Source organism: Mycolicibacterium austroafricanum (assembly GCF_000612725.1).
GTDB classification, from domain to species: Bacteria; Actinomycetota; Actinomycetes; order Mycobacteriales; family Mycobacteriaceae; genus Mycobacterium; species Mycobacterium austroafricanum.
This window is the reverse complement of the sequence record NZ_HG964450.1, coordinates 183,913-194,046: the sequence shown is the minus strand read 5'-3', so window position 1 is coordinate 194,046 and position 10,134 is coordinate 183,913. Positions and strand designations below refer to the sequence as shown.

The window sequence follows — 10,134 nt, the reverse complement described above, 5'->3', positions numbered from 1 at the left end:
CGGCGGCGGTAACTACCGCGGCGGCGGAGCCGGAGGCGGCGCACCCGCTGCCGGCGGCGGTGGATTCCGCGGTCGTCCCGGCGGTGGCGGTGGCGGCGGTCGTCCCGGCCAGCGCGGTGGCGCAGCGGGAGCGTTCGGTCGTCCCGGCGGCGCACCGAAGCGCGGTCGCAAGTCGAAGCGCGCGAAAAGGGCCGAATACGAGAACATGCAGGCCCCGGTCGTCGGCGGTGTGCGGCTTCCGCACGGCAACGGCGAGACCATCCGGCTGGCCCGCGGCGCGTCGCTGAGCGATTTCGCCGAGAAGATCAACGCCAACCCGGCATCGCTGGTGCAGGCGCTGTTCAACCTCGGTGAGATGGTCACGGCCACCCAGTCCGTCGGCGACGAGACGCTCGAGCTGCTCGGCGGCGAGATGAACTACGTCGTGCAGGTGGTGTCCCCGGAGGACGAGGACCGCGAGCTGCTGGAATCCTTCGACCTCACCTACGGCGAGGATGAGGGTGGCGAGGAGGATCTTGAGATCCGTCCTCCGGTGGTCACCGTCATGGGTCACGTCGACCACGGCAAGACCCGACTGCTGGACACCATCCGCAACGCCACCGTCCGCGAGGGCGAGGCCGGCGGCATCACCCAGCACATCGGCGCCTACCAGGTGACCGTCGACCTCGACGGCACCGAACGCCCGATCACCTTCATCGACACCCCGGGTCACGAGGCGTTCACCGCCATGCGTGCCCGCGGTGCCAAGGCCACCGACATCGCGATCCTGGTGGTCGCCGCCGACGACGGCGTGATGCCGCAGACGGTCGAGGCGATCAACCACGCGCAGGCTGCCGACGTGCCGATCGTGGTGGCGGTCAACAAGATCGACAAGGAAGGCGCGGACCCGGCCAAGATCCGCGGCCAGCTCACCGAGTACGGTCTGGTGCCGGAGGAGTACGGCGGCGACGCGATGTTCGTCGACATCTCCGCCAAGCAGGGCACCAACATCGAGGCACTGCTGGAGGCGGTCATCCTGACCGCCGACGCGTCGCTGGACCTGCGGGCCAACCCCGACATGGAGGCCCAGGGTGTGGCGATCGAGGCGCACCTGGACCGCGGTCGCGGCCCGGTGGCGACCGTGCTGATCCAGCGCGGCACGCTGCGGGTCGGTGACTCGGTGGTCGCGGGAGACGCCTACGGCCGCGTGCGCCGAATGGTCGACGAGCACGGCGAGGACGTCGAAGAGGCGTTGCCGTCGCGTCCGGTGCAGGTCATCGGCTTCACGTCGGTGCCGGGTGCCGGTGACAACTTCCTGGTCGTCGACGAGGACCGCATCGCCAGGCAGATCGCCGATCGGCGCAGCGCCCGCAAGCGCAACGCGCTGGCCGCCCGCACCCGTAAGCGGATCAGCCTGGAGGACCTGGATTCGGCGCTGAAGGAAACCAGTCAGCTGAACCTGATCCTCAAGGGCGACAACTCCGGCACGGTGGAAGCGCTCGAAGAGGCCCTGCTGGGTATCCAGGTCGACGAGGAGGTCGAGCTGCGTGTCATCGACCGCGGTGTCGGTGGCGTCACCGAGACGAACGTCAACCTGGCGTCGGCCTCGGACGCGATCATCATCGGCTTCAACGTCCGCGCCGAGGGCAAGGCCACCGAGCTGGCCAACCGCGAGGGCGTCGAGATCCGCTACTACTCGATCATCTACCAGGCGATCGACGAGATCGAGAGCGCGCTCAAGGGCATGCTCAAGCCGGTCTACGAGGAGAAGGAGCTCGGCCGCGCCGAGATCCGCGCGATCTTCCGGTCGTCCAAGGTCGGCAACATCGCCGGCTGCCTGGTCCAGTCGGGCATCATGCGCCGCAACGCCAAGGCGCGGCTGCTGCGCGACAACGTGGTGGTCGCCGAGAACCTCACCATCTCGTCGCTCAAGCGGGAGAAGGACGATGTCACCGAGGTCCGCGATGGTTACGAGTGTGGTCTGACACTGACCTACTCCGACATCAAGGAAGGCGACGTCATCGAGACGTACGAGCTGGTCGAGAAGGCGAGGACGTAAGCGTCGATGAGCGCTCGCGTGAAGAGAGGACCACATGGCTGATCCCGCACGGGCGAAACGGCTCGCCAAGCGGATCTCCACAATCGTCGCCTCGGCCATCGAGTACGAGATCAAGGATCCGCGGCTGGCCGGGGTGACGATCACGGATGCCAAGGTCACCAACGACCTGCACGACGCGACGCTGTACTACACGGTGTTGGGCCGGTCCCTTGACGAGGAACCCGACTACGAGGGTGCCGCCGCCGGCTTGGAAAAGGCCAAAGGCGTGCTGCGTACCAAGGTCGGCGCCTCGTTGGGGGTCCGGTTCACCCCGACGCTGTCGTTCGCCCGGGACACCGTCCCCGACACCGCGCACCGCATGGAGGCGCTTCTGGCGAAGGCCCGTGCCGCGGATGAGGATTTGGCGAGAGTTCGGCAGGGTGCCAGGCACGCAGGCGAGGCCGACCCGTACCGTGTAACCGGGGCGGAGGACGAAGCATCGGGGGACGCTGAGGACGAGGGTGGCTCCAACTCGCTCGATGACTGACTCGACGACCGACGCCCTGATCACGGGCGCCCGCGTCGACGCGTGCGCAGCGGCCGACCTGCTCGCATCGGCCCGCACCGTCAGTGTGGTGTGCCACGTCTTCCCCGACGCCGACACGATCGGCGCCGGCCTGGCCCTGGCGCTGGTTCTCGAACAGTCAGGCAAGAGTGTCCAGGTCGGCTTCGCCGAGCCGGACAAGCTGCCCGAATCGCTGCTCACACTGCCCGGCGGGCATCTGCTGGTCGCGCCGCAGGACATGCGCCGCGACGCCGACCTGGTGGTCACCGTCGACATCCCCAGCGTCAACCGTCTCGGCGGGCTGCGCGACCTCGCCGAGTCCGACCATGTCCTGGTCATCGACCACCACGCCTCCAACCACCTGTTCGGCACCGCGAACTTCGTCGATCCTGCCGCGGACTCGACCACGATGCTGGTCGCCGATCTGCTCGACGCGTGGCACAAGCCGATCGACCTCGGCGTCGCGCACTGCCTGTATGCCGGACTGACCACCGACACCGGGTCGTTCCGGTGGGCCAGCGCCCGCGCCCACCGGTTGGCGGCACGCCTCCTCGAGATCGGCGTCGACAACGCCGCAATCAGCCGCACCCTGCTCGACACCCATCCGTTCGCGTGGCTGCCGATGCTGTCGCGGGTGCTCGGTTCGGCGCGGCTGGACGCCGACGCAGCCGGCGGACGCGGCCTGGTCTACGCCGTCGTCGAGCACAGCGAGTGGACGGCCGCACGGTCGGAGGAGATCGAGAGCATCGTCGACATCGTGCGCACCACACAGCAGGCCGAGGTGGCGGCGGTGTTCAAGGAGATCGGACCCGGACGATGGTCGGTCTCGATGCGGTCGAAATCTCTTGACGTGTCGACGGTGGCAAGCGCCTTCGGCGGGGGCGGGCACCGCCTCGCCGCCGGCTACTCGGCCTCCGGAACCGCCGACGACCTCATCGCCTCGCTGCGCACCGCCCTTGGCTGAGCCCGTCGCCCCGGCGAGCAGTCGCCGGATCGCCGCGCTCGCCTTTCCGGCGCTCGGCGTGCTCGCCGCCGAACCCATCTACCTGCTGTTCGACCTCGCGGTCATCGGCAGGCTCGGCGCACTGAACCTGGCCGGGCTGGCGATCGGCGCGCTGATCATGGGCGTGTTGAGCTCGCAGCTGACATTCCTGTCCTACGGCACCACGGCCCGCGCCGCGCGGTTCTACGGCGCCGGCGACCGCACCGCCGCGGTCGAGGAGGGGGTGCAGGCCACCTGGCTGGCGCTGGGTATCGGCACCACCATCGTCGTCGCCGTGCAGCTGACCGCGGTGCCCCTGGTGTCGGTGTTGGCCGGTGGGGCCGACCACGGTCGCATCGCCGAGACCGCGCTGCCCTGGGTGCGAATCGCCAGCCTGGCCGTACCCGCGATCCTGATCGCCGCCGCCGGAAACGGGTGGATGCGCGGCGTGCAGGACACGATGCGCCCACTGCGCTATGTGATCTTCGGGTTCGCGGTGTCGGCGGTGCTGTGCCCGCTACTGGTGTACGGCTGGCTGGGCGCCCCCGAACTGGGTCTGCCCGGCTCGGCGGTGGCCAACGTGGTGGGGCAATACCTGGCGGCGGCGCTGTTCTGCCGGGCGCTGGTCGTCGAGAAGGTGCCGTTGCGACTGCGGCCGCCGGTGCTGCGCGCCCAGGTGGTGATGGGCCGTGACCTGGTGCTGCGGACCATGGCGTTCCAGGCCTGCTTCATCTCGGCGGGGGCGGTGGCCGCCCGGTTCGGCGCCGCCGCCGTCGCCGCGCACCAGGTGGTGCTGCAGCTGTGGAATTTCCTTGCGCTGGTGCTGGATTCACTGGCCATTGCGGCACAGTCGCTGGTCGGCGCGGCGCTCGGTGCGGGCCAGCTGACCCACGCGAAAGCGGTGGCCTGGCGGGTGACGATCTTCTCGACGGTGGCCGGTGTGGTGCTGGCCACGGTGTTCGCGTTGGGTTCCTCGGTGTTCCCGGCGGTGTTCACCGACGACCGATCGGTGCTGGATCAGATCGGGGTGCCGTGGTGGTTCCTGGTGGCCCAATTGCCGGTCGCGGGAATCGTTTTCGCGATCGACGGGGTGCTGCTCGGGGCCGGCGACGCCACGTTCATGCGCAACGCGACGCTGATCAGCGCGTTGGTGGGATTCCTGCCGCTGATCTGGTTGTCGCTGGCGTTCGGCTGGGGGTTGCTCGGTATCTGGGCCGGGCTGAGCGCGTTCATGGTGTTGCGACTGGTGTTCGTCGGCTGGCGCGCACTGTCGGGTCGCTGGCTGGTGCCCGGAACCCGCTGACATTCATGCCCTGTGGGCCACCGCCGACCAGCCGAACTCGTTGGTCTGCACCTCGACGTCGGTGAAGCCCGCTGCTTCGAGCCTGCCGGGCAGCGTCTGCGGGTCGACCGGGTTGTAGGTGTCCGCGTCGTGCATCTGCTGCAGCGGCTCGCTGGCCAGGCTGTCACTGGCCACCAGCACGGCGCCGGGGCGAAGCACCCGTGCGATCTCGGCGAACAGCCGGTCCTGGCGTTGCGAGGGCTCGACGTGATGCAGCATCGTGAAGCACGCCGCGCCGGTGAACCGGCCGTCGGGGTAGTCGAGCGCGGCGGCGTCGGCATTCACGATCTGCACCGACGGTTGGTCCGCGAACCGGTCGATCAGCATCGCGGCGAGGTCGGGGTCGATCTCGACCGCGGTCAGCCGGGCGACCTCCGTGCAGAGCACGTCGGTGGTGGCCCCGTAGCCGGGACCGACTTCGAGCACGTCGTCACCGAGTCGGTGGTCGCCCATCGCCCACGGCAGGATCACGTCCCGGATCATCTGCCGCCACTGGTCGCTGCCGCAGAGCCGGTGCGCCTCGTTCACGGACGCGAGCCTATGGGCGCACCGCGCGAACCGTCCACACCTCGCGCCGGCCGGCGCGGTCGGCGTTGACCTTCGCGTCCGCCAGCCCGGCGGTGACACACAGTGCCGCAAAGGTTTCCGCCTGCTGTCCGGTCCATCCGTGGCTGGCGAAACCGGTGGCGTCGGGCGCCACCTGCCGTTCGACGGCGAGCAACCGTCCGCCCGGCACGAGCACCCGGTGTATCTCGGACAGGCCCGCGCCGACGTCGCGCCAGTGATGCACGGTGGCCAGGGCCCACACGACCGTCGCGGACGCGTCCGGCACGGGCAGCGCTTCGGCTGTGCCCTCGGCCCACGTGATCGCGGGACGACCGCGGGTGACGGCGCGCGCCACCCGCAACATGGACCGTGACGGGTCGACACCGGTGACCCGCGCACCGCGCTGGGCCGCGATGCGGGCACCGTTGCCGGGCCCGCATCCGATGTCGACGACGTGGTCGCTCGCCGTGACCTCGGTGAGGGCGGCCGCCAACCCCGCGGTTCGGCGGCCGGCGAGCAGGAAGAGCACCGCGAACAGATCTCCGGTGAATCCGGAGAATCCCGGGTGATCGCCGTGGTGGTTGACCGGGCGTTCGTATTCACTCATGGCCCGACTCTGCCGCGTGCCGAGGGGGCACTGTCAAGACCGGCGAGCGTGCGGATTTGCAGGCGACACGCCGGCCGGAAGGGCACAGACACGCACGCTCGCGGTCTATTGCCGCACCTGCGTGCGGCCGTGCCCTACTGCCGCACCTGCGTGCGGCCGTGCCCTACTGCCGCACCTGCGTGCGGCCGCGGTCCATCACGCTGCTGCGGCTGGCGGCGATGTCGTCACCGGAGGCGCTCTTCATCCACTCGCGCGCCGCCGCCGCCTCCTGCCACAGCGCCGCGCCGTTCTGCGCGTCGTCGATGCCGTGGTAGGACGCCAGCAGTGCACGTACCGCATTCTGGTTGTTGCCCACGATCGACGTCGCGATCTGCCGCGCGGTGTCGAGCAGCTCGGCGTGCGGCACCACCTGGGTCACCAGCCCGCAGCGCAGCGCCTCGTCGGCGGACAGGTAGTCACCGGTCATGCTCATCCGGCGGGCCATCCCGACGCCGACCTTCTGCGGCAGCCGCACCGACAGACCCCACGTGGGCATCAGCCCGACGCGGGCATGCGTGTCGGCGAAGCGGGCCTGCTCGGAGGCGATGAGGATGTCGCAGTACAGCGCGATCTCCAGGCCCCCGGTCACTGCGGCGCCGTTGATCGCCCCGATCACCGGCTTGTCCATCGGCGGCCACTTCGGCGAGATGTCCGGCAGCTCGGTGGTGTCACCGAGCTCCTTGAGGTCGAGGCCGGCGCAGAACACCGGATCGGCGCCGGTGAGGATGACGACGTCGACGTCGTCGTCGGCCTGCGCCTCCCGCAGCGCCTCGAACAGGCGCCCGCGCAGGGCCGCCGACAGAGCGTTGCGCGAGCCGGGCCGGTTCAGCGTCAGGGTCCGGATGCGGTCTGTGGTGTCGATCAGCAAGACGTCGGTGGCGGTGCTCATCCGCTCACCGTAACCGCAGCCCTGTTGCGCGCCTATCGTGGTGTCCATGTGCCGAAACATCACCGAGCTGAGGGGTCTGGAGCCGGCCGCCACGCCCGACGAGATCGAGGCCGCCGCCCGCCAGTACGTCCGCAAGGTCAGCGGGATCACCCGACCTTCGGGGTCCAACGTGGAGGCCTTCGAGACCGCGGTCGCCGAGGTCACCGAGTCCACCCGGCGCCTCCTGGCCGGTCTGCAGCCACGCAGGCAACCACCGAAAACCGTTCCGCCGCTGCGGCGCCCCGAGGTGCGCGCACGCCTGCAGCTGGGATGACCGCCATCCCGACCCAGCCGGCGCTCAAAGAGTGGAGCGCGGCGATCCACGCGCTGCTGGACGGCAGGCAGACCGTGCTGCTGCGCAAGGGCGGCATCGGTGAGAAGCGATTCGAGTTGGCTCCCGAAGTGGCTGAGTCGCGGTTCCTGCTGTTCCCCACGGTGGCGCACAGCCACGCCGAACGGGTCCGCCCGCAACACCGCGACCTCCTCGAGCCGGCCGCCGCCGACAGCACCGACGACGCCGTCGTGGTGCGAGCCGGCGCACGGGTCGTGGCCGCCATCCCGGTTGAACGTCCGCAGGGCCTGGAAGACATTGCACCGCTTCATATCTGGACGGCTGAATCGGTGCAGGTCGACCGCCTGGACTTCCGGCCCCGGCACCGGTTGACCGCTCTGGTGGTGTCGGCCGTGCCGCTGGCCGAGCCGGTGCGTCTGACCCGCACCCCGGCCTACCGCGGCTGCGCGAGCTGGGTGGACCTTCCGGTCAGCCCGGTGTGGGCCGCGCCGGTGCACACCGACGCCGTACTCGACGAGATCGCGCAGCGGGTTCGCGACTCAGTCGGTTGAGGGCGTGTGCGAGCCGGCGGGCAGCACGAGCCGGCTCTGCTCGCCGAGGTGAACGGTGTGCCGCGCGGTCTTGTATGTGGTTGCGGTGGTTGCGGTTTCACCGGTGCCGAGGTTGCGCAGGAAGCGCGGGTGTGACCCGCCGGCGATCAGCAACCGGATCCGGGAGCCGGCCGGGAACGTCCACGCGACGGGGTCGAGCTCGATGCGCGCCGTCCCGGAATCCGGTGCGGCCGCCTGATATCCGTCGCTGACGTTGCGGGAACGGCCGTGCTCGTCGACCTGGCTGACCCGGACGAACAGGTCGTTGTGCGGGTTGGCGCACGTGTGGGCCAGCTCCAGCACGGGATGGCCGACGACATACAGGTCGGCGGGCAGCGGGGTGCCGGTGAACGTCAGGACATCGGCGCGCCGGGCCAGCCCGGTGTCGTCGCGGTAGCCGCCGGCGGGGGAGAGCAGCCGGCCGCCGACTGTCGGCGTGGGGTCGGCCGGGTTGTAGACGAACGTGGCCGTGCCATCGGGTTCCGGTGCCGCGGGTCCGAGCCGGCCTGCCGGCTGCGGGTGCAGCACGACGTCGGGCATCGCCGGCGGCCAGTCGGGAAGATCCAGCCAGCCCCGCCCGCCGAGGTGGATGCGTACGGGGGAACGGCGCAGCGGCGCGGCGCCGCCGAGGTGGGTGGCCAGCCAGTCCAGGGTCTCGCCGAGCACGGTCGGGGCGGCCGTGGTCATCATGTGTCCGTGCGTCCACGGGCCGACGGTGAGCCCGGCGGTCACCCCGCGGCTGGTCAGCATGCGGTAGTGCTCGAGGGTCTGTTCGACGAACAGGTCCTGCCAGCCGGTGAGCAGCAGCACCGGGACGTCGACGTCGGCCAGCGCGTCCCGCAGCCGCAGCCCGCTCCAGAACGGGTCGTCGGTCTCCGGATGTTCGAGCCACGACTCGAACCACGGTGCGCCGTCGCCGAGCAGGGTGCGGCTGGCGGGCCCGAGCGGCAGCCCGAGTGACGCCTCGGTGACCCGTCGTTGCGCGCCGGCCTGGCGCAGCAGGGACCGCAGCCGGTTCGGATCCTCCTGGCCTCCGACCAGGTGGCTCCAGCCCAGGAAATCGTTGAGGCCGAACGAGCCTCTGCCCCAACGTGGTCCGCTGACGTCGTCGGGGCCGACGGTGATCACCGCGGCCTTGAGCTCCGGTGGCGGGTCGGTGAGCAGCGCCCACTGGGTGAACCCGAGGTAGGACAGCCCCATAGTGGCGAACGTGCCGGTGAACCACGGCTGATCACGCAGCCAGGCGGCGGTGTCGGCGCCGTCGGCGACCTCGTTGACGAACGGGTCGAACTCACCGCCCGAGCCGAACGTGCCGCGCACGCTCTGCAACACCACGTGGTAGCCGCGGGCAGCGTAGATCGAACCGAACAGCACCGAGATCGGGAAACCGCGGCCGTAGGGGCCGCGCACCAGCAGCGTGCCCGCCGGGTCTGCGGTGCGGGGTGTGTAGTGGTCGGCGACCAGCTCGATGCCGTCGCGCATCGGCACCCGCACGTGGCGGTTCACGGCGTAGTCGCAGACCGGCGGCGGCAGGTGCAGCGCTCGGCTGAGGGCGTGCCGGGCCAGGCGGGACAGTTCAGAGCTCACCTAACGAACACTACTGGCCTGCCGGCGGGGCGTCGCCCGCCTGAATCAACGCGATAACCCTGTCGATCAGCCAGTTCAGCGCGCCGGAGGCGTCCGCGGCGGACAGCTCCCACGCGTCGGCCAGGCGTTCGTAGCTGGGCAGGCTCCACAACACGTCGAGCACGCCGGCGACGGCGCGCCTGCGGTCCTCGGGCCAGTCCGGTGTGGCGTCGGCGACCGCGTGCAGCAGGGCCCGGCGGCGACGCTCGTCGGCGCCGGCGAACGCCGGCCCCGCGGGGGTGGGAACGGTTCTGTCGACCGTGAAGCGTTGCAGCGAAGCAAAGAACCGGCCCGTGACGTCGGTGAGATTCGCGAGGTCGATCCCGTGGTAGTCGACGCCGGCTTCGTCTTCAAGTCGCCGCATCACCGCGTCGTGCAGGTGCCGTTCGGTGGGGAAGTGGCGGTAGACCGTGCGTTCGCCGACCCCGGCCCGCTCTGCGACGGCGCGGAACGTGAGCTCGCGCCAATCCCAGGTTCGGTACTCGTGTACCAGTTCACTGCCCGCGGTCAGGATGCGATCGCGGGTCTGCTCGGCCCGCCTGCGGCGAGCCGGACTGTCGTATGCCCTGCGGTTGCTTGACGCCTCGCTCATATTGGTGG

At 70.4% G+C, this 10,134-nt stretch carries 11 protein-coding genes; 6 read left to right on the top strand and 5 right to left on the bottom strand.

What is annotated here, in order from left to right; genetic code table 11:
* The 4 genes from infB to BN976_RS01025 all read left to right on the top strand — a co-directional run.
* Positions 1 to 2,038, top strand: a 2,038-nt coding sequence (gene infB / locus BN976_RS01040; protein ID WP_084182165.1) for a translation initiation factor IF-2, incomplete at its 5' end; no start/stop codon positions are given.
* Between the two features lie 34 nt (positions 2,039 to 2,072).
* Positions 2,073 to 2,564: a 30S ribosome-binding factor RbfA gene (rbfA, locus tag BN976_RS01035; RefSeq protein ID WP_036367221.1), complete on the top strand. Its 492-nt coding sequence runs from the start codon at positions 2,073 to 2,075 to the stop codon at positions 2,562 to 2,564.
* Positions 2,557 to 3,546, top strand: coding sequence for a DHH family phosphoesterase (locus BN976_RS01030; protein WP_036367217.1), 990 nt, complete (start codon positions 2,557 to 2,559; stop codon positions 3,544 to 3,546). The genes rbfA and BN976_RS01030 overlap by 8 nt, the downstream gene beginning before the upstream one ends.
* On the top strand, positions 3,539 to 4,867 hold the full coding sequence (locus tag BN976_RS01025; protein WP_036367214.1) for an MATE family efflux transporter: 1,329 nt from the start codon (positions 3,539 to 3,541) through the stop codon (positions 4,865 to 4,867). The genes BN976_RS01030 and BN976_RS01025 overlap by 8 nt, the downstream gene beginning before the upstream one ends.
* A gap of 3 nt (positions 4,868 to 4,870) precedes the next feature.
* Here the strand turns inward: BN976_RS01025 and BN976_RS01020 are convergent, their stop codons facing one another.
* The 3 genes from BN976_RS01020 to BN976_RS01010 form a co-directional block, all read right to left on the bottom strand.
* A complete protein-coding gene (locus tag BN976_RS01020) occupies positions 4,871 to 5,434 on the bottom strand; it encodes a class I SAM-dependent methyltransferase (RefSeq protein ID WP_036367211.1) in 564 nt (187 codons plus the stop codon).
* A gap of 10 nt (positions 5,435 to 5,444) precedes the next feature.
* Positions 5,445 to 6,059, bottom strand: coding sequence for a class I SAM-dependent methyltransferase (locus BN976_RS01015; protein ID WP_036367204.1), 615 nt, complete (start codon positions 6,057 to 6,059; stop codon positions 5,445 to 5,447).
* Positions 6,060 to 6,222: 163 nt separating this feature from the next.
* Positions 6,223 to 6,987, bottom strand: coding sequence for an enoyl-CoA hydratase (locus BN976_RS01010; protein ID WP_036368908.1), 765 nt, complete (start codon positions 6,985 to 6,987; stop codon positions 6,223 to 6,225).
* Between the two features lie 46 nt (positions 6,988 to 7,033).
* On the opposite strand from BN976_RS01010, the gene BN976_RS01005 reads away from it, so the two are divergent.
* Positions 7,034 to 7,300 (top strand): DUF2277 domain-containing protein, encoded by a 267-nt coding sequence (locus BN976_RS01005; RefSeq protein WP_036367201.1) that lies wholly within the window; start codon positions 7,034 to 7,036, stop codon positions 7,298 to 7,300.
* A complete protein-coding gene (locus BN976_RS01000) occupies positions 7,297 to 7,869 on the top strand; it encodes a DUF1802 family protein (protein ID WP_036367199.1) in 573 nt (190 codons plus the stop codon). The genes BN976_RS01005 and BN976_RS01000 overlap by 4 nt, the downstream gene beginning before the upstream one ends.
* Here the strand turns inward: BN976_RS01000 and BN976_RS00995 are convergent.
* Both BN976_RS00995 and BN976_RS00990 read right to left on the bottom strand, forming a co-directional pair.
* Positions 7,858 to 9,495, bottom strand: a complete 1,638-nt coding sequence (locus BN976_RS00995) for a CocE/NonD family hydrolase (RefSeq protein WP_036367195.1) — start codon at positions 9,493 to 9,495, stop codon at positions 7,858 to 7,860. The two genes, BN976_RS01000 and BN976_RS00995, sit on opposite strands and share 12 nt — an antisense overlap.
* A gap of 10 nt (positions 9,496 to 9,505) precedes the next feature.
* The gene (locus tag BN976_RS00990) at positions 9,506 to 10,126 is read right to left on the bottom strand and encodes a TetR/AcrR family transcriptional regulator (RefSeq protein WP_036367192.1); all 621 of its coding nucleotides are present in this window, start codon (positions 10,124 to 10,126) and stop codon (positions 9,506 to 9,508) included.
* Positions 10,127 to 10,134 lie beyond the last annotated feature (8 nt).

Excerpts from the sequence above, each read along its gene's own strand:
- BN976_RS01010 (WP_036368908.1), bottom strand. The coding sequence starts at position 6,987 with ATGAGCACCGCCACCGACGTCTTGCTGATCGACACCACAGACCGCATC.
- BN976_RS01030 (WP_036367217.1), top strand. The coding sequence starts at position 2,557 with ATGACTGACTCGACGACCGACGCCCTGATCACGGGCGCCCGCGTCGAC.
- BN976_RS01000 (WP_036367199.1), top strand. The coding sequence starts at position 7,297 with ATGACCGCCATCCCGACCCAGCCGGCGCTCAAAGAGTGGAGCGCGGCG.
- BN976_RS01005 (WP_036367201.1), top strand. The coding sequence starts at position 7,034 with ATGTGCCGAAACATCACCGAGCTGAGGGGTCTGGAGCCGGCCGCCACG.
- BN976_RS00990 (WP_036367192.1), bottom strand. The coding sequence starts at position 10,126 with ATGAGCGAGGCGTCAAGCAACCGCAGGGCATACGACAGTCCGGCTCGC.
- rbfA (WP_036367221.1), top strand. The coding sequence starts at position 2,073 with ATGGCTGATCCCGCACGGGCGAAACGGCTCGCCAAGCGGATCTCCACA.
- BN976_RS01015 (WP_036367204.1), bottom strand. The coding sequence starts at position 6,059 with ATGAGTGAATACGAACGCCCGGTCAACCACCACGGCGATCACCCGGGA.